The following is an 18592-nucleotide window of genomic DNA, read 5'->3' on the forward strand; positions in this document are numbered from 1 at the left end:
ATCTCGGGTCAGGTCCGCCGCGTCACAGCTTCCATCCGTCGCGAGATGAAGCGTCGCGCGGCTGTCGAGCCCGTCATCGGCCACGTCAAGGCCGAGCACCGCATGGACAGAAATTATCTCAAGGGACGCCTCGGCGACCGCATCAACGCTGTTCTCGCCGCTGCCGGCTATAACTTCGGCCTGCTGCTGCGATGGCTCGCAGAGCTCTTGCGTGTCATCATCCGAGCCTTCTTCGAGACCGTCCCGGCTCGAAACACCGCTTGAGCCGGGCGCTGCCGCCAGTTCTTCACGAACGACCAGATACGTGAATCAGCAGGCAATTGGGGGAGCACTTCAAGTCATCAGGGAGCGTTTAATGTCAGACCTTGTTGCGGTCGTATACCCATCCGAAGTCAAAGCAGAGGAAGTTCGGCAAAAAATACTCAAGCTTCAGAGCGAGTATCTGATCACGATCAGCGATGCCGTGATAGCAGTCAAAACAGAGGACTCCGTAAAACTCAATCAACTTGTGAACACCACCATGACCGGCGCCGTAAGTGGTGGCTTCTGGGGACTGCTTTTGGGATTGGTCTTCCTGAATCCTCTTCTCGGCGTGGCTCTCGGAGCCGGCGCCGGCGCATTAAGCGGAGCGCTGACCGATTTCGGAATCAGAGACCAGTTCATGAAGGATCTCGCGTCGAACGTAAAATCGGGAGATGCCGTTCTGTTCCTGCTGATCCAGTCCATGACCTCAGACAAGGTTCTCAATGAGATCAAGGATGCGGGAGGGATCGTCCTGAAGACGTCGCTTGATGAAGAGAAAGAGCAGCGCCTGCGCGACACGCTCGCAGCCGCAGCTCAGGCCAAGGCCGCGTAGCCGCTGATCTTGTGGCAGCCGAACACGCTGCCGTCTTGCGTAAGGATCAGTACGAACAGCATCGGTCCCTAGGCAGGATCGCCCGCGATGAGGCTGGCCGCGGCGTGCGGCTCCGCGGCCGCTTCCCTTCCGCGCAGCCAGAAGCGAGGAGCAAATCATGCGAAAATTGTTTCGGTGGGGGCTCGCAGTTGGGATTGCTTCGGCGGCGGCTACGGCGACAAGCGGTCGTTCAGAAGCCGGCCTTATCGCGCCACTGGGCTTGCGTCAGGCTGCCGACGAGCATCGTCTCGCCGAAACTGTCCAATTCACCTGGCGAGGCCAGCGCTACTGTTGGTACAACAGGGGGTGGCGCGGTGGCGGCTGGTACCGGTGTGGTTTTAATTCAAGGCGCGGCATGGGCTGGGGTGGTCCGGCGGGATGGCACGGATGGCGACGGCCGGCCACCGCCCGGTCACTGGGCCGCCGAAACCAGGTCGGCCAGGAATTCAACATCCGCAACCGCTCCCCGGCAGGAGCTGAGGACTTCTTTGCCTGTCATTCGCCGGCCGCGACGCGCTCGCAGTCTAGTCGGAGCCCGCCATGTCCTTGAAGGAACCGCAAAAACGCGCGGGCGCAGCGCGCGAGCCCGTGCTGGTCGATCTCGCGCTGCAGGGCGGTGGATCGCACGGCGCATTTACCTGGGGGGTGCTCGATCGGCTCATGGATGAGCCGTGGCTGCACATCGAGGCGATATCCGGCACGTCGGCCGGCGCGATGAACGCCGTCGTGCTGGCTGGCGGTTTTATGACCGACGGCCCGGCCGGCGCCAAGTCTGCATTGAATGCCTTCTGGCGGCGGGTCGCTGACTCAGCGCGGTTCAGCCCCATTCGGCGAAGCCCGCTGGACGTCATCCTCGGTCGCTGGACGCTGGATACGTCGCCCTTCTATCTCGCCTTCGATCTGGCGAGCCGCGTGTTCTCGCCCTACGACCTGAATCTTGCCGGCACGAACCCCTTGCACCAGGTCCTCGCCGAGTCGGTCGATTTTCGACAGCTCGCGAGTTCGCCGATCCGCTTGTTCGTGACGGCGACCAACGTTCATACCGGCCGCGGGCGTGTGTTTCGCAACGCCGGGCTTACACCCGACGTTCTGCTTGCTTCCGCTTGCTTGCCGACTTTGTTCCGAGCGATAGAGATCGATGGCGAGCCCTATTGGGATGGTGGCTACTCCGGGAACCCGACGATCACGCCGCTCGTGCGCGAGTGCAACTCGCGCGACACGCTTCTCGTCGCGGTCAACCCGGTCGAGCGGCCCGGGACACCGCGCTCGGCGCGCGAGATCCTCGATCGGTTGAACGAGGTTGCGTTCAACGCCACGCTGCTCAAGGAGTTGCGCATGATTGCGCTGCTGCGGCAGGTCGCGGACGCCGGGAGCTCCGAGGGACGCAAATGGGCCGAGATGCGCATTCATCTCATCGCCAGCAAGGTTCTGGCCGAACTCGGCGTGTCGTCGAAGCTCAACGCCGAGTGGGATTTTCTCTGCATGCTGCGCGACGAAGGCCGTGCTGCCGCCGAGGCATTCCTCGCCGCGAACGACCAGAACATCGGCAGGCGCTCTTCGATCGATTTGGATATCCTTTTGCAGCAGGTTTGACGCCATGGGCCTCGTCGGAATCCTGGTTGCCCTTGGCCTGCTGATCTGGCTCTCGTTCCGCGGATGGAGCGTGCTCCTCCTGGCGCCGGCTGTCGCGATCATCGCTGCAGCTTTCGCCGGAGAGCCCTTGCTCGCCCATTGGACACAGACTTTCATGGGCGGCGCTGCGCAGTTCATCGCGCAATTCTTCCCGATATTTCTGCTCGGTGCACTGTTCGGCAAGCTCATGGACGATAGCGGATCGGTCCACACCATCGCCCATTTCATGAGCATCAAGCTCGGGCAGCATCGCGCGATCCTTGCTGTCGTGCTTGCAGGCGCGCTCGTCACCTATGGCGGTGTAAACCTTTTCGTCGCTTTTTTCGTTTTGGCGCCGATGGCACGGCAAATGTTTCGGGTCGCCAACATCCCGCATCGACTCATGCCGGCTACCATCGCTCTGGGCACCTCCACCTTCACGATGTCGGCAATGCCCGGAACGCCCGCGATTCAAAATTCGATTCCGATGCCGTTCTTCGGAACCACTCCGTTTGCCGCGCCCGGACTGGGAATCGTCGCTTCGGCGATCATGCTCGCCTTCGGGCTCTGGTGGCTCAACCGCGCCGAGCGATCGGCGCGCAAGTCCAGTGAAGGCTTCGGCGATGACGCAGAGCTCGCGACCAGAGCGGTCGCTGACGATCAATTCATTCGCGAGCGCGCCACATCGTCTCACGAGTTCGATCCGGCCGAAATAGCGCATGGCAAGCACGGCGATGTGCCGCCGCCGATCGGCGCGGCGATCATCCCGCTCCTCGTGGTCGTGGGCATGAACCTGCTGATGTCGCTCCTGATCCTGCCGCGCCTCGATTTCTCGTTCCTCGCGCAGGACCGCTGGGGTGGGACATCCCTTGCCGGCGTTGCCGGGGTGTGGTCGGTCGCAGTCGCTCTCGTCGCCGCCACGGCAACGCTCATCGCGCTCAATCGAGCCCGTCTGACGGATCTGAGGGCGAGCATGGATGCCGGCGCAAACGCCTCGGTGCTCCCCATTTTCAGCATCGCAAGCCTGGTCGGCTTCGGAGCCGTCGTCGCTACGCTGCCGGCCTTTGCGTCAGTGCGCGATTGGGTGCTGTCGATCTCCGGCGGTCCACTGGTTTCTCTCGCCATCGCGACCAACCTCCTTGCCGCGTTGACCGGCTCGGCTTCCGGCGGATTGACCATCGCACTCGATGCCCTTGGCGATACCTACCTGCAAATTGCGCAGACCGCCCATGTTGACCCGGAGCTCATGCACCGGGTTGCCGTGATCGGCTCCGGCGCCCTCGACAGTCTGCCGCACAACGGCGCCGTTGTGACGCTGCTCGCGGTCTGCGGCTCGACCCATCGCAAGAGCTACTTCGACATGGTGATGACCTGTATCGTTGGACCGATAACCGCCTTGGCCATCGTGATCGCGTTTGGTTAGGTGCTCGGATCCCTTTAGTTGGCGCGCATGGGCTCCTGACGTTCAACCAAGCGAGTCTTCAAACTAGCGACATTACACCGGTCGTTCTTCCGCCGACTGACGCGCAAGCAGCTTTTGTCGTGTGCTCAATAACCATCAGCACGTTGAGTGAGCAGGTTGATTTTGGATCCCTGCCAATTCTGACAGGAGCGTCGCGGCTCTTTCTTGCCGATACTGACGTGATGTAGGCATATTGGACCCGGTGGCCGTTTGCAGAGCGCTCGGCGGCCTTCGGTCGGTGACTTCGGGTGGCTGATAAGGCCGTTACGAGTCGACCCATCAGGAAAATGCTCACAACATTGCTGAGCTGCTTGATCCAAAGCTAAAGTGAATCGATACCCGGCCTACTGCCCGAAAATTGATGTGATCGTCGCGGGCCAGTTCATGAATAGCGAAGACGAGGAGATGAACGGCAGGCTGATCCGGGCTATCGCCCGTGCGGAGGTCCGAACGCGCAAACGTATCATCCGCTTGCTTGAGGTCGAGGACCTCCTCGATGACGACGTCCAGGCGCTGCGCCCTAAGGAGCGACTCCGCATCGTCGCGGCCTTAGAGCGCCACGCCCAGCTGGCCGATGCTGCGCTCCAGCTGCAGGAGCGCAGCGTGGTTGCGCTTGAGCGGCAGGCCGCCGCGTTGGAAGCCTTGATCGCATGTGCCTAAAAGCGCGGTCAGGGTTGGGCGTCAACCTTGCTGCGACGGCGGCGACTCAAACACCATAGATGACGTTCATCTTTGTCCGAGTCGGAAGCGATAGGCCCGCTTGTGCTGTCGATAACTGCTGAGAGGGACAACGTCGACAGGAGGCCGCCGCTACGGACAGGCTTGAGTGCAAGAATCGAGACCCGACTAAGTCGGAAAGCAGCCAAACACAAACACGGTGCGGACTGCGGACTATTGGCTGGCACGAAGAATGCGGGCCTTCGACGTGCCTGGTGGCCTCCTCCCTTAGTCATGGCTACCATTGCAAGTTGAAGCCGTGGCTGGCCACTGAGGTTGCGGGACATAAGGCAGGAACGGCGTCTGCTCGGCCGATACCGACGGGCGTCTTGTCACGTCGCGGCTAACTATCAACGCTGTGAACAGCGTGTTTAACAGATGGATCCGGGCAGCAAATGAGAAATGAGTCGACAAAGCGTGCCTTGGTTCCGTCTCGGCGTCTTGCTGGCTTGTCTGGCTCGACCTATGCGTCACAAGGTGTAATGCTCGTGCCAACGACAATGCTCTCGTGTATGAAGTCAGATCAATCTGGCGGCCGCAAAGCGGCGAGACCGTCGAACAAATTATTTCCAAGGTCTCGAAAGTGGCGCATCTGCTCCCCGAACCTGGGGATCGCTGGAGCAGCCGAAAAAAGGCGAATATGTCTGCTTTTCGTGGACCAGGCGCCCCGACAATCAATCATACGAAGAGTACGTGATCACCTGGAAGTTTTCGCCCGACGGGACGCCGAAGATCGCCTCGACATCCGCGAAGCCGATGGAACTGGGGGGCGGGCTTCTGCCCTGTCATTGATTGCAGCTGAGGTCACTGACCGCGAAAGGAACGTGAATCTTCGCTTTCTGCATGATCCGGCCAATTTTGACTTCGTGACGACCCCACAAGATAAACTTGGCAATCGGCTCAGCCGTGGCCGTTGCACGATCGTTGAACACGTCGGCGTGGATTAGCAATCAGCAGTTCCGTAGCATCGCTCCAAAGTGACGCCTGAGTCACTGTCCGGATCCTTCCGGGATTTTCCGCCGCGGCCTGAGTGCAACGATCAAGACCTGAAATGTCACAAAGCAGACAAAGCGCCCGCGCAAGATGGTGCTGACTGTCGATTATTTGCTGGCACGAATAATGCTGACTCTCGACGTGCCTGGGGCATCCGCCCTTAGGCAGGACTATTATCGCACGTTGGGACCATGGCTGGCCAACGAAGTTAGCGGCAGCTCGAAAAGAGCAGGGACGGCGTCTGCTTGGCCGATACCGACGAATTCCTAACTCGGATCGCCGCTAACTTTCAACGGTGTGAACAGCGGTTTGTGGTCTGCTTAAGATTGCGGCGTCGAGAGAAGGCGAAAGGTGAAAGTTGTGAAACGCCTGCTGTCGTCAGGTCTCGAGTTCTTGCCGGTCCGTCTGATTGGCCGGCAAAAGCAACAGTGTTTGTGCGAAGGGGGCCCCTCTCGTGCATAAAGTCACGTCAATTCGGCGAACGCAAAACGACGAGACCGTCGACCAAATTGTCTCCAAGGTATCGAAAATGGCGCATCTGGTCAGCGGACGTTGGGGAAGGGCGTAACGATGCAATCGAAGACAGCGGCTGGTCTTCAAGGACGAGTCTTTGGCCTATTTTTCGGTGTGGCGACGATCGGGTTTGGTACGCTCGGCATATCAACGAGATCGGCTTCAGCGCTCACTGTTGGCTCAACCGTTTCTTTCGCACCGCAAGTGCGGGTGATGCAAACAGGTGATACGATTGACGTGCGCGCTGTCGCGCGCCGCGGTCGGTCCGCGCGGCGGCGCGGTCTATCGTGGCCGTGCGGTGGCGAGGCCCGGCGAGCGACCCGGCTGGCACGGAGCGGGCACACGATGGGCGCGCCCGTTTCCCGGACTACGGCCTGGCCCGTGGGTGCGACCCGGCTGGTATGGCTGGCCGATCGGCGGAGTAGTAGCGGCCGGCGCGGCGATCGGCTTTGTCGGCGCCGCGGCTGCGTCGACATGGGTGGGGGCGCCGCCGGCACCCGGCATGTGCTGGTACTACACCAATCCGTCCAAGACGCAGGGCTTCTGGGACCGCTGTCCCCATAGCTGCATGCGGATGGTCCGCCATGTTCCAGCCCGACATAAAACGCGCTGAGTCTTCGCGGGACATTCAGACCGACGAAATGGTCTGGATTCCCGGCGGCACGTTCCGCATGGGCTCCGATCATCATTGTCGGGAGGAAGCGCCGTCGCACCGGGTCACGGTCCACGGCTTCTGGATTGACCGTACCCCGGTCACCAACGCGCAGTTTCGCGCATTCGTGAATGAGACGGGCCACGTCACGGTGGCCGAGACGGCGCCGGATCCGGCGCACTATCCCGATGCACTGCCGCATATGCTTTACGCCGGCTCACTGGTGTTCGAGCCTCCGCAACGCGTTCACAACCTGCGGGACTGGAGCCAATGGTGGACCTTTATGCGTGGCGCGAACTGGGGGCGCCCCTGCGGCCTGCGCAGCAAGATCAATGTGCTCGGCGATCATCCCGTTGTCCACGTCGTCTATGCCGATGCGCTCGCCTACGTCAAATGGGTCGGCAAGGAACTCCCCACTGAAGCCGAATGGGAATTCGCATCACGCGGCGGGCTCGAGGATGCGGAGTATACGTGGGGCGATGTGCTGACGCTGGATGGCGTGCACATGGCCAACACTTGGCAGGGCAGCTTCCCGATCCAGAATCTTTGCGAATACGGCTTCGATCGCACCTCGCCGGTGGCCGCATTCCCAGCGAACGGATACGGCGTCTACGGCATGATCGGCAATGTGTGGGAGGTGGACGACAGACTGGTGGTCCGCTCGCCACGAGGCCGACGCCACGAAAGCCTGTTGCATTCCGCAGAACTCGCGCGTCGGCCACGAGGAGGCCAGCTACGATCCTTGCCAGCCCGTGATCCGGATTCCGCGCAAGGTCCTGAAGGGTGGTTCGTATCTTTGCGCACCCAACTATTGCCGGCGCTATCGCCCCGCGGCTCGGCAAGCCGAGCCGATCGATACGTCAACCAGTCACCTCCGCTTTCGCTGCGTGGTGCGGTCGTCCGTCCCAGGCCCTTCTCAACCACCGCAAACACCGACTGAAAATAGAGGGAGTGTTGAATGAGTAGCGACAACAACAAGACCAACAAGACCGTCGAAACGGACCAGGTGATCAACCGCAGGAATGTGCTGCTCGGAACAACGGCGATGGTCGCAGCGGCGGCGTTGACCTCGGAAGCACTGGCGCAGGCCCAGAAGGCGACGCTGGTGCCCGGAGCGAGCCCATTGTCCGACAAAAAGCCGAACATCCTCGTGATCTTCGGCGACGACATCGGCCAGACCAATCTGAGCTGCTGTTCATTCGGCGTGGTTGGCTACAAGACGCCGAACATCGACCGCATCGCCAAGGACGGCATGATGTTCACCGACTACTACGGTGAGAACAGCTGCACGGCGGGGCGATCCACCTTCATCACCGGGCAGGCGTGCAAGCGGACCGGCCTTTCCAAGGTCGGCGTTCCCGGCGCGACCGTCGGCCTGCAGGACCGCGACTTGACCATCGCGCAGGCGCTAAAGCCGCTCGGTTATGCCACCGGCCAGTTCGGCAAGAACCATCTCGGCGACCGTGACGAATATCTGCCGACCAAGCATGGCTTCGACGAGTTCTTCGGCAACCTCTACCATCTCAACGCCGAGGAAGAGCCGGAGATGCCGACGTTCCCGAAGAACGATCCGCTGTTCAACCAGCACCCGCGGGGCGTGCTTAAGTGCAGCGCCGACGGCAAGATCGAGGATACCGGCCCGCTGACGCGAAAGCGGATGGAAACGATCGACGACGAGACATCAGATGCCTGCGTCGACTTCATCGAGCGGCAGGCCAAGGCGAACAAGCCGTTCTTCTGCTGGATGAACTTCACGCGCATGCACCTGTTCACGCATGTGCGCCCGTCGATGGTCGGCCAAAGCGACATGCCCGGCAATTACTACGCCGACGGCATGATCGAGCATGATAGCGATGTCGGCAAAATCCTCAAGGCATTGGATGATCTCGGCATCACCGAGAACACCATCGTCATCTACTCGACCGACAACGGGCCGAACCGCTTCACCTGGCCGGATGCTGCGACGTCGCCGTTCCGCAACGAGAAGGATTCCAACTTCGAGGGCGCATTCCGCGTGCCGTCGATGATTCGCTGGCCCAGCCGCATCAAACCGGGCGAAGTTTCGAATGAGCTGTTTTCGGGACTCGACTGGTTTCCGACGCTGATGGCAGCCGTCGGCGACTCCGACATCAAGGACCGGCTGCTGAAAGGTGCGCCGATCGGCGGCAAGACCTTCAAGGTTCACCTCGACGGTTATAACCAGCTGCCTTACCTCACTGGACAGCAGCCGAAGAGCGCACGAAGCGAGTTCGCCTATTTCAACGACGACGGAGTCCTCGTCGCTTATCGTCTCGGCGACTGGAAGGCGGTCTTCGTCGAAATGAAGCACCCCGGCGGCTTTGCTGTCTGGCAAGAGCCGTTCGTGCCGTTGCGGATACCCAAGCTGTATCACCTTCGCATGGATCCGTTCGAGCGTGCCGATATCGTGTCCGATCAGTACTTCGACTGGTTGGTCAGGAACGATTTCATCGTGGCACAGCTGACGACTCATGCCGCGGTCTTCCTGCAGACCTTCATCGAGTATCCGCCGAGCCAGGAGCAGGCGAGCTTCTCGATTGACCAGATATCACGCGACGTCGAGGCGAAGATCAAAGCGAATGCTACCAAGGGCGCCGACAAGTAACGCTGCCCGCTGGCGGCTCGCGCGAACTGCGTGACACGACAAGACCGAGAGGCATCACCAACACATTGACGACTCTCGTACGGGAAAGCGGTGTCTTGATGGTCAACTCTGGCTCCATTGCGTTGCGGTCTTCGCCGATGAACGAGAACAGAGCAGCTTTTTCGGCCCGGAATGCCGTGCTTGGACTCAAGGCTCGCGGAGTAAAGCCGTGAGCGACTGCCGTCCATCAGAGGGGACGAAGCCTGGGAGCAGCATTCGGTGGCTTACGATTCGATTTGACGGTCTTACGCAGCAGTGGATTCCGTGGAGAGGCTTGTGCCTGTTTGCAGGGTATATCCTGCATCTCATGCCTGTAGGCGCGTTTTGCAGGCGAGAGCCGGCAACTAGCCATAGATGGGTGCGGGGAGCGAACTCCTCGCGATCGATCGACTTTCACTCAATGATTCACTCTTGAGTGAAAGTCCGAGTGAATACCAAAAAAAACCTGTAAAATAAGTGTTCGCTCGTCGCGCTGGCGCCGGGTGAGAGCGATCTGGCGCCAGACATTCCCTCGCGTCATCGGCGTTGCTAACGCTGGTGAAGCGGCCTGCCTGGCGAAGCAATGGATATGGCATCTGCACCGGCCTGGCGTGCTTGATTTATCGGAAGGCCACCTGCTCGAGTGTCGCTCCCATTTGAAGTTCACTCATTTGACAGTCATGGAAAAGTAGCCTGGGATCTTATGACTCTCACGCTCCAGTTTGGGCGGTTATTTTGAAACGCCTTGAAATACCATGGTTCGCGCCTTACCCAAATAGTTCCGTAAGGCATTGAATTCGCTTTCTTATTTCAATTCCGTCGAATCACCATTTGCCCAAATGACTGCTCGATATAGCTGTTCTCGATCATGCGCTGCTTGCCTAGTCGACGACGGCTTGATATGAGGCTGCGACCTGGATAGCGCGCTCAAGGGCTCCAAGACCCATAGCAACCACACCGATGCGTCCGCGGTTCATGCTAGATGCTGCTGCTCCCCAGCCGTCTTGATCGCGAGAGAGCACGTAAGCGCTCGGCAACTCGACATCCTGGAACTCCAGCGTGTTTTGAATATTGCCGCGCAGACCGAGTGTGCGATGCTCGTGCGTGACCTTTAAGCCAGGAGCCTGCCTATCAACTAGAACGCCAACAACCCGGCCTTTCGCATTGGGACCAGAGGCTCGCAGCCTTCGACCTCCGGCAATCGGCTGATGCCGTGGCGCTGGAGGCAGCGATGACCGCGTCAGATGCGGGATGGTCGGCTGCAGCGCATAGAGGCAATCGTCGAGCGGCAGCAGCGTATGCCGCCGGAAAGCAACGATGATCGCCTCCTCTTCGACGGAAAGGACAGTCGACTTGGCATCTTTGGGACCTGTCGGGAGATCAGCGACGGTCTTGCGCTGCTTCCACTTCGCGACGGTCTTCTGATTGACCCCGTAGCGCTTGGCGAGCGCTCTCAGGCTCTCTTGACTATTTTGTATTGCTCGACGGACTGCCTCCGTCGTGGTGGCGCAGCCGTGTAGAACCTGTCCCATAGCGCATCCTTCGAATCGTGCGATAAGAATGCACCATCAAAGTCCGGGACCAAACACCTAGGCCATGGCCCCACTCGTGTAGCGTCCTGCTCGCTGGTCGTGCTGCCTTTGCCGTACCGCCGCGCATTCCGGCGATGTCCGCGCGCCCAGGAGGATGGCCTTGGCCGCGCCGACGCCGACGCGGATCCCGTCCGACGCGATCAGCTTCAACGTTGGCAGCGCCCGACCTACCGCATGCGCGCTGGCCGGGCTGGAATCCCCCAATGGGCGAAGCTACTGTCACAGCACGGTCGGCGACGTCGCGCTACGCTCCCCTCCACCGCGGCCCAACTGGTGCCGCCGGCGCTGGCGACATCGATCACCGCCACGCCCCCTCGACGAGCGCACAGGCCACCTGAGGCAGACGGGCAGACCCTACTTCCTCTGCGCCGTAGCGCCGCGCCAGTCGCGGTCGCTTTCCGGTCTCCTGTAGGGATTGAGATGGACGATGAATCCATCGGTCTCCAGCGCATCCATGGACCAGCGCGCCAGATTTTCAGCCCGTCGGCACAGTTGCGCGGCGCCGATATTGGCCGAAAAGCGAATGTCGGGGGCCAGGCGGCGCAGCGCGCACGTCACCCTGGGAGTTGCGGGATTGCAGGCTCACGCCCTGCGAACCGACACACACACCAAGGCTTGCGCTGACTCGCTCAGGTGCCGGTTGATGGCCTCGGCACGTGATATGCCGCCGGTCACGGAACTGATCAGAGCGCCGCGCGCATAGTCTTGCCCAGTGAGGCGCGCAGGTCGATCTGCGTCCGATTCAATGCAGGCAATGTGCAGTGTTCGGAACGGTTGTACTCTTAGCCGGCGGCGACCCTGGCCGGCGCCGTTCGCCAAATCCAGCACGATGTCGGTCGTCCTTGCGCCGGCCCAGGGCGGTGTCGCTCATGCTCGCTCCGACGGCAACGGGCGGATGCGGAAGAAGCGCCAGGATCCGGGCGACAACCTGCTGACAAATCTGCTCGCGGGTCGACCATGGCAAGGCGATCGACGAAGAGGCGATTGGCTTGGCGACGGGCATGGCTGGAGATGCCTGGAGTTCCTCGTAGCGATTCTTTGCAAGCAGCATCGAAAGCGGATGTGCCCCTGTTGTGCCCCAACTTCTTTGGGGCACACGCCTGGGGAATCGATATCATAAGGAGCTGAATTTGAAGGGAAAATGGTGGACGCACAAGGGATCGAACCTTGGACCTCTCCCGTGTGAAGGGAACGCTCTCCCGCTGAGCTATGCGTCCGGGATGTGACGTGCCAACGGCCGCTGGTCGGCGGCCGGTCGATAGAGGCGCTTCGTCAGAGCGTGCGATTTACGAAGTGCCGGGTAGGGGTGTCAAGCCAAACCCTGCGGGAATCACGCCCCTTGCTGGCGGGCGCGGGAGGCGTGTGACTGCAGCGCCCGGATGCGCTCGGCGAGCGTGCCGCCGCCCTCGGGCATCCCGCTGCCCGGCGAGGCGCCGTTGGCGGGCTTGGCCGCCGCCTTGCCCGGCACCGTCGGCTCCGCCGCCAGCATGGCCTCGATCGCCGAGTTGGGGCCCTCGAGCTGGATCGCGAGCTTGGCCACCTCGGCGGCGATGTCGTTGATGCGCTCGCGCAGCAGCGCATTCTCCATCCGCTCGGTCGCCCAGGAGCTCTCGGCCTGCTGCTGGATCGCGTTGATGTCGCGCTGGAGCTTGCCGCGCTCGTCGCTGACGGTGCGCAGCTGCTCCTCGACTTGAGTCTTCTCCTGCCGCAGCTTGTCGAGCGCAGAGGATTTGCCGCCGCCCGCCGCGGCGATCTCCTCGCGCAGCTCCTGCACCGTGCGCTCCGCGGCAGCGTTGGCCTGCTTCAACTGGCCGTTCTCGAATTCACGCTCGGCCAGCAGCTTGCCCTGGGTCGCAAGCCGCGTCTCGAGGTCGTTGACCCGGTTGCCGAGCATCTCGGCTTCCTTGACCTGGGCGACGAGCTGGCGGTCGAGATCGGTGACGCGCTGGCTCAGATTCTCGACCCGGCCACGCGCGTCGGTGAGATCGCGCGTTGCAGTTTCCGACTGGTTGCGCTCCTGGGCGAGGCGGGCTTCGGTTGCCGCGAATTCCCTGGCGGCATCGCCGACCCGATTCTTCAGCTCCTCGACCTGGGTCCGCACCGCGACCAGTTCGATCTGGCGGCTGTCGGCGGTCATCGCGCGGTCGTTGAGCTCGGCGTTGATCTTGCCGAGCTCGCCCTGCTTGTCGGTCAGCGCCTGCTCGGCGTTGCGCAACAGCTCCGTCTTGGCTGAGAACTCTTCCTCGGTGGCGCGAAGCTGATCCTTCATCGCCTTCTCGCGCGCCTCCAGCGCGAAGATCGCGGCGTTCTTCTCGCCGAGCTCGATCTTCATGCGGTTGATCGCATCGGTCTTCTTGCCGAGCTCGGCGAGCTGGCTCGTGGTCTTGCTCTTGAGCTGGTCGACGCTCATCTCGAGCCGGCGAGCCGACATGGCGAATTCGGCGCGGAGCTGGTCCTTGTCGGCCTGGATCTCGGCCATCGACAGCGGGGTGGCCGCCTCCATGCGGCGCGTGGTCAGCCGTACCGCCCGGTTGTGCACCAGCGGAACGATCATCAGGCCGCACAGCATCGAGATCAGGAAACCGATCGCCGCGTACATGATCGGCTCGATCATGAAGGGTCACTCCAAGAAAAGAAGGAATTTGTTAATCACAATGCCACGGCGGGCCAGCCAAAGGCCAGCCCGATTGCCGCGTTAACCTGAATTGCTAACCGTGCCGGAGCGCCGGCCTCATCACCCGATCAGGGCTGCGACCTCGCGCTTCGTTCCGATTGAATCGGATCGAGGCTCCAGATTCTGTCCTGACGCGTCTTCTTGATGCGAACCGGCGTCCGCTCGGCTGGAAACGCTCTAGAACGGGTTCCAGGTCGCGCGCGGGGTGAATTTGAGATAGCCGACGCTGGCGCCGAGCCGCAAGCCGATGCCCGAGCGAATCGGGACCAGCACGATGTTGTTGGCGGTCAGCGCCGTCATGCCGAAGCCGCCGACGATATAGGCCGAACCGTCGATGCCGACGAAGCGCTGATAGATCGCCTGGGTCGAAGGCAGGTTGTAGACCAGCGTCATGGTCCTCGCGCCGTCGCCGCCCCAGTCGAAGCCGACCGAGGGACCCTGCCAGTAGACCCTGAGGTCGCCGGCGTTCTTGGTGTAGAGCGTGCCTTCGCCATAGCGCAGCCCGGCCACGAAGGCGCCGGAGCCTTCCTCGCCGAGCACATAACCATTGGGCAGGCCCCACTGGCTGACGGCGCGCTCGATGACCGAGGCGAGTCCGCGCGAGACATTGCCGAAGAACTTGTGTCCGGCATTGACCAATTCGTCGGGCCCGTAAGTATACGGGGTCGGCTCACGCTGTGGCGGCGGATATTGCGGTGGCGGGCCCTGCTGCGCGGACGCCCCTGCGCTCCAGCACATCAGCGCGGCAAACGCGACCGCGGCAAGGCGTGATGCGAAAGTCATTAAGAACCCCTGCTATCGAAATCCGGGCGCTGCCCTTTAACCTGATGCCAACAGGCACGGCTCTAGGTTGCGCCCGGTGTCCCCTCGACTCGGATGTTATCGGTATCAACTATGACGGCACAACGGCAGGAAAGATATGGATCGTGCCGGGGGATGGCGTTTTTCGGCCTGTTGGCGGGCATTTTGGCGGCCATCTGGCCCTCCTTGCCTGTTCAGGCCACCACAACCGAGCGCGTGGTGACGAACCGCTACTCGGGATTGGCGATCGAGGGATTCGATCCTGTCGCTTATTTCACCGACGCCGCCGCCACCCAGGGGCGGCCGGAATTCGAGGCCGCGGAGAGCGGCGTGGTCTGGCGTTTCCGCAACGAGGGCAACCGCGCCTCGTTCGTGGCGCATCCCGAAATCTATGGCCCGCAATTCGGCGGTTACGATCCGACCGATCTGGTGCGGGGCGTCACCTGCGCGGGCAATCCGCGATTCTGGGCCGTCGTCGGGAACAGGCTTTACCTGTTCAACCGGGAACGCAGCCGTGACGCGTTCGCCGCCGATCCCGCGCGCTTTTTGAAGGAAGCCGCGGCGCGTTGGCCGGAGCTGGAAGACAATCTCGCGCAGTGATCACGGCGCCGCGGTCGGGTCGCCCCAGGCAATGAATTCCGGCACCAGAAAGTCTTCGCGGCCCAGCCCGAAATGCAATTGGCTCCCTTTCGAGTCGGTCACCTTGCCGCCGGCCGCAACCACGACCGCGTGACCGGCCGCCACATCCCATTCGGATGTCGGCGACAGGCGGGGATAGATATCGACTTCGCCCTCGGCGACTCGGCCGAATTTGACGGCCGAGCCCAGCACGGCGCGGACCGCGCCGCCGCGCTCGTCGATGAAGGCTTCAGTGCGCGCATCACCATGCGAGCGGCTCACCGCCACAGTCCATGGCGCGCCGCGCGGCGGGCAGGGGCGGGTGTTGATCGGCACCGCTTGCGAAACCGCGCCGCCCTGCAGCGTCAACCGCTCCGCGCCCTTGCCGACGATGCCGCGCCAGATCAGGCCGAGCGCCGGTGCGCCGACGATGCCCAGCAGCGGCACGCCTTGCGTGACCAGCGCCACATTGACGGTGAATTCATTGCGGCCGGCAACGAACTCCTTGGTGCCGTCGAGCGGATCGATCAGGAAGAAACTGTCTTTATAAGGCGGCGTCGCCAGATGGACGCGCTCCTCCGAGAGCAGCGACACCTGCGGCGCGAGCCGCGTCAGGCCCTCGACGATGATGTGGTCGGCGGCAAGATCGGCCTCGGTGACCGGCGAACCGTCGCTCTTGCCGGTCACGTTCATGGCGGAACGGTTGACCGCAAGAATTGCCTGGCCGGCGCGGATCACCAGTTCGGTCAGTGATTCGAGCAGCGTGGCGGCGGCCTCGCAGCCGATCAGGGACGGCTGTGCCTTATTCATGAGCGGATCTCATATCCTGTTTGTGTTCCCTTATCAGTCCCGCCGCAAGCTGGCAGCATCCGTCTGCGCGGTGTATCAAGCCGACAGGCATGCGTGATTCGCACTCCTCGGTCGGCGTGCGGCTTTCCAGGAAACAATTGATGTCTGGCACTTCGTCTCCCGGTCCCGCTCCCGACGCGCTCGAACTCGCGGCGCTCTTGTGCTCGCGGGTCTGTCACGATCTCATCAGTCCGGTCGGCGCGATCGTCAATGGGCTTGAGGTCCTTGACGACAATCCCAAGCCGGAAGACCGCGACTTCGCGCTCGATCTGATTCGCAAGAGCGCAAAGACCGCTTCGGCGCGATTGCAGTTCTGCCGGTTGGCGTTCGGCGCAGCCGGTTCCTCCGGCGCGCAGATCGACCTCGGCGATGCCCAGAACATGGCGAAGGGGCATATCGAGGACGGCAAGGTGACGCTGACCTGGAATTTGCCGCGGCTGCTGTTGCCCAAGAACCGGGTCAAGCTGCTCTTGAACATGCTGGTCATCGCGCAGCAGACGATCCCGCGTGGCGGCACGCTCACGATCGATCCGGTCGGCGAAGGCGAGGCGATGAGCTTCCGCATCACGGCTGCGGGCCTCAATGCGCGCGTGCCGCAGAACATCGTCGATCTCCTGAATGCGACCTCGTCGAACACGGTCGATGCGCATGCGGTGCAACCGCACTACACCCGCCTGCTGGCGGAAGCCTGCGGGCTGAAGGTGACGCTCACGCTCGACGGTGACAAGGTCATCATTGCCGCGTCCTGACCGCGGCCGCGCCGATATCATTAATCAAAGATTACGACCGGCCGCGCGATTCGATCGCGCGGCCTTATCTCTTTGTTGATCCCGTTCCTTTCCATTTGCTCAACCAAACTTAAACGCTTTGCGGAGAAGCTGACCTGAGTTCCGTCAGGCGCGTCGATGTTGCGCGCCGCTGCGTTTTCGGCGTTTTTCGAAGGTTGGTTTCATGGACGATCTGTTGCGCGAGTTCCTGACGGAGAGCAGCGAGAGCCTGGATACGGTCGACAACCAGCTGGTGCAGTTCGAGCAGGATCCGAACAACGCGAAGATCCTGGATAACATCTTCCGGCTTGTGCACACCATCAAGGGCACCTGCGGCTTCCTCGGGCTGCCGCGGCTCGAGGCGCTGGCGCATGCCGGCGAGACCTTGATGGGCAAATTCCGCGACGGCATGCCGGTGAAGGCGGAAGCCGTGACGCTGATCCTGTCCTCGATCGACCGCATCAAGGAGATCCTCGGCGGGCTCGAGGCGACCGAGGCCGAGCCCGATGGCAACGACCGCGATCTGATCGATCAGCTCGAGGCCATGGTCGAGCACGGCATGGCGGCGATGTCCGATTCGACGCAGTCGATATCGTCAGGCTCGACGCAGTCGATGCCGGCTGCTGCTGAAGAAGATGTGCCGGTCGTTGAAGCCCCGTCCGTGCAGGCGGCAATGACCGAAGGCACGCTGGTGGTGCAGACGCTGGAGCGTCCGCTGCGTCCGGGCGAGGTCTCGCTCGACGAGCTCGAGCGCGCCTTCCGCGAGACCGAGACCGAAGTCGCAGCACCCGCGCCGGCCGCGAAGCCTGCTGCTGCTGCGCCCGCAGCCGAGCCGGCTGAGGCTGTGAAGAAGCCGGCCCGCAAGGCCGCCGGTGAGGAGGTCCAGGAAGGCGACAAAATCGCCAACCAGTCGATCCGGGTCAATGTCGACACCCTCGAACACCTCATGACCATGGTCTCCGAGCTGGTGCTGACCCGCAACCAGCTGCTGGAGATCTCCCGCCGCAACGAGGACACCGAGTTCAAGGTGCCGCTGCAGCGGCTCTCCAACGTCACCGCCGAGCTGCAGGAAGGCGTCATGAAGACGCGCATGCAGCCTATCGGCAATGCCTGGCAGAAGCTGCCGCGCATCGTCCGCGACCTCTCCGGCGAACTCGGCAAGCAGATCGAGCTCGAGATGCACGGCGCCGACACCGAGCTCGACCGCCAGGTGCTCGACCTGATCAAGGATCCGCTGACGCACATGGTGCGCAACTCCGCCGATCATGGGCTCGAGACCACCGCCGAGCGGGTCGCGGCCGGCAAGCCGGAACAGGGCACCATTCGCCTCTCCGCCTACCACGAAGGCGGCCACATCATCATCTGCATTGCCGACAATGGCCGCGGGCTCAACACCGAGCGGATCAAGGCCAAGGCGCTCCAGAACGGTCTCGTCACCGAGGCTGAACTGGAGAAGATGACCGAGGCCCAGATCCACAAGTTCATCTTCGCGCCGGGCTTCTCGACCGCCGCCCAAGTGACCTCGGTGTCCGGCCGCGGCGTCGGCATGGACGTGGTGCGCACCAATATCGACCAGATCGGCGGCACCATCGACATCAAGAGCGTGGCCGGCGAGGGCGCCTCGGTCACCATCAAGATCCCGCTGACCTTGGCGATCGTCTCCGCTTTGATCGTGGAAGCCGGCGGCGACCGTTTTGCGATTCCCCAATTGTCTGTCGTCGAGCTGGTGCGGGCCCGCGCCAACTCCGAGCACCGCATCGAGCGCATCAAGGACACGGCGGTCTTGCGGCTGCGCAACAAGCTGCTG

At 62.3% G+C, this 18592-nt stretch carries 13 protein-coding genes, 1 tRNA gene and 3 pseudogenes; 11 read left to right on the forward strand and 6 right to left on the reverse strand.

Annotation, left to right across the window (positions count from 1 at the left end; all coding sequences use genetic code 11):
* The 8 genes and pseudogenes from J6525_RS43240 to J6525_RS43275 form a co-directional block, all read left to right on the forward strand.
* The coding region (locus J6525_RS43240) for a transposase (RefSeq protein WP_512699764.1) at positions 1–264 on the forward strand (264 nt) is incomplete at its 5' end.
* A 91-nt stretch (positions 265–355) separates the two neighbouring features.
* Positions 356–856 carry a DUF1269 domain-containing protein gene (locus J6525_RS43245; RefSeq protein WP_225649219.1) on the forward strand — a complete coding sequence of 167 codons (501 nt, stop codon included), beginning with the start codon at positions 356–358 and terminating at the stop codon, positions 854–856.
* 579 nt (positions 857–1435) lie between these two features.
* Positions 1436–2488, forward strand: a complete 1053-nt coding sequence (locus tag J6525_RS43250; protein WP_225649220.1) for a patatin-like phospholipase family protein — start codon at positions 1436–1438, stop codon at positions 2486–2488.
* Between the two features lie 4 nt (positions 2489–2492).
* Positions 2493–3929 carry a GntP family permease gene (locus tag J6525_RS43255; protein ID WP_225649221.1) on the forward strand — a complete coding sequence of 479 codons (1437 nt, stop codon included), beginning with the start codon at positions 2493–2495 and terminating at the stop codon, positions 3927–3929.
* A gap of 366 nt (positions 3930–4295) precedes the next feature.
* Positions 4296–4628: a hypothetical protein gene (locus J6525_RS43260; protein WP_159109500.1), complete on the forward strand. Its 333-nt coding sequence runs from the start codon at positions 4296–4298 to the stop codon at positions 4626–4628.
* A gap of 1786 nt (positions 4629–6414) precedes the next feature.
* Positions 6415–6804 carry a hypothetical protein gene (locus J6525_RS43265; protein ID WP_225649222.1) on the forward strand — a complete coding sequence of 130 codons (390 nt, stop codon included), beginning with the start codon at positions 6415–6417 and terminating at the stop codon, positions 6802–6804.
* Positions 6776–7805, forward strand: a pseudogene (locus tag J6525_RS43270) (formylglycine-generating enzyme family protein). Before J6525_RS43265 ends, J6525_RS43270 begins: the two are co-directional and overlap by 29 nt.
* On the forward strand, positions 7802–9466 hold the full coding sequence (locus J6525_RS43275) for an arylsulfatase (RefSeq protein WP_225649223.1): 1665 nt from the start codon (positions 7802–7804) through the stop codon (positions 9464–9466). Before J6525_RS43270 ends, J6525_RS43275 begins: the two are co-directional and overlap by 4 nt.
* A 1192-nt stretch (positions 9467–10658) precedes the next feature.
* Here J6525_RS43275 and J6525_RS43280 read toward each other — a convergent pair.
* The 5 genes and pseudogenes from J6525_RS43280 to J6525_RS43300 form a co-directional block, all read right to left on the reverse strand.
* Positions 10659–11016: pseudogene (locus J6525_RS43280) on the reverse strand (transposase family protein); the annotation flags it as partial.
* Positions 11017–11116: 100 nt separating this feature from the next.
* A pseudogene (locus J6525_RS43285) lies at positions 11117–11947 on the reverse strand (beta/alpha barrel domain-containing protein); the annotation flags it as partial.
* A 271-nt stretch (positions 11948–12218) separates the two neighbouring features.
* A tRNA-Val gene (locus tag J6525_RS43290) sits at positions 12219–12293 on the reverse strand.
* A gap of 113 nt (positions 12294–12406) precedes the next feature.
* Positions 12407–13690 (reverse strand): coiled-coil domain-containing protein, encoded by a 1284-nt coding sequence (locus tag J6525_RS43295; RefSeq protein WP_225649224.1) that lies wholly within the window; start codon positions 13688–13690, stop codon positions 12407–12409.
* Positions 13691–13927: 237 nt separating this feature from the next.
* The gene (locus J6525_RS43300; RefSeq protein WP_016843676.1) at positions 13928–14533 is read right to left on the reverse strand and encodes a DUF1134 domain-containing protein; all 606 of its coding nucleotides are present in this window, start codon (positions 14531–14533) and stop codon (positions 13928–13930) included.
* A gap of 153 nt (positions 14534–14686) precedes the next feature.
* On the opposite strand from J6525_RS43300, the gene J6525_RS43305 reads away from it, so the two are divergent.
* Positions 14687–15151 carry a YHS domain-containing (seleno)protein gene (locus J6525_RS43305; RefSeq protein WP_028344112.1) on the forward strand — a complete coding sequence of 155 codons (465 nt, stop codon included), beginning with the start codon at positions 14687–14689 and terminating at the stop codon, positions 15149–15151.
* On the opposite strand, the gene cysQ is transcribed toward J6525_RS43305, so the two are convergent.
* Positions 15152–15979, reverse strand: a complete 828-nt coding sequence (gene cysQ / locus J6525_RS43310) for a 3'(2'),5'-bisphosphate nucleotidase CysQ (protein ID WP_225649225.1) — start codon at positions 15977–15979, stop codon at positions 15152–15154.
* A gap of 140 nt (positions 15980–16119) precedes the next feature.
* Here cysQ and chpT point away from each other — a divergent pair, with 140 nt between their 5' ends.
* Entirely contained in the window at positions 16120–16767 is a 648-nt protein-coding gene (chpT, locus tag J6525_RS43315; RefSeq protein ID WP_225649226.1) for a histidine phosphotransferase ChpT, read from the forward strand.
* Between the two features lie 202 nt (positions 16768–16969).
* A partial coding sequence (locus J6525_RS43320; protein WP_225649227.1) for a chemotaxis protein CheA occupies positions 16970–18592 on the forward strand: 1623 nt, incomplete at its 3' end.

It is taken from the genome of Bradyrhizobium australafricanum, assembly GCF_020329495.1.
Lineage (GTDB): Bacteria > Pseudomonadota > Alphaproteobacteria > Rhizobiales > Xanthobacteraceae > Bradyrhizobium > Bradyrhizobium australafricanum.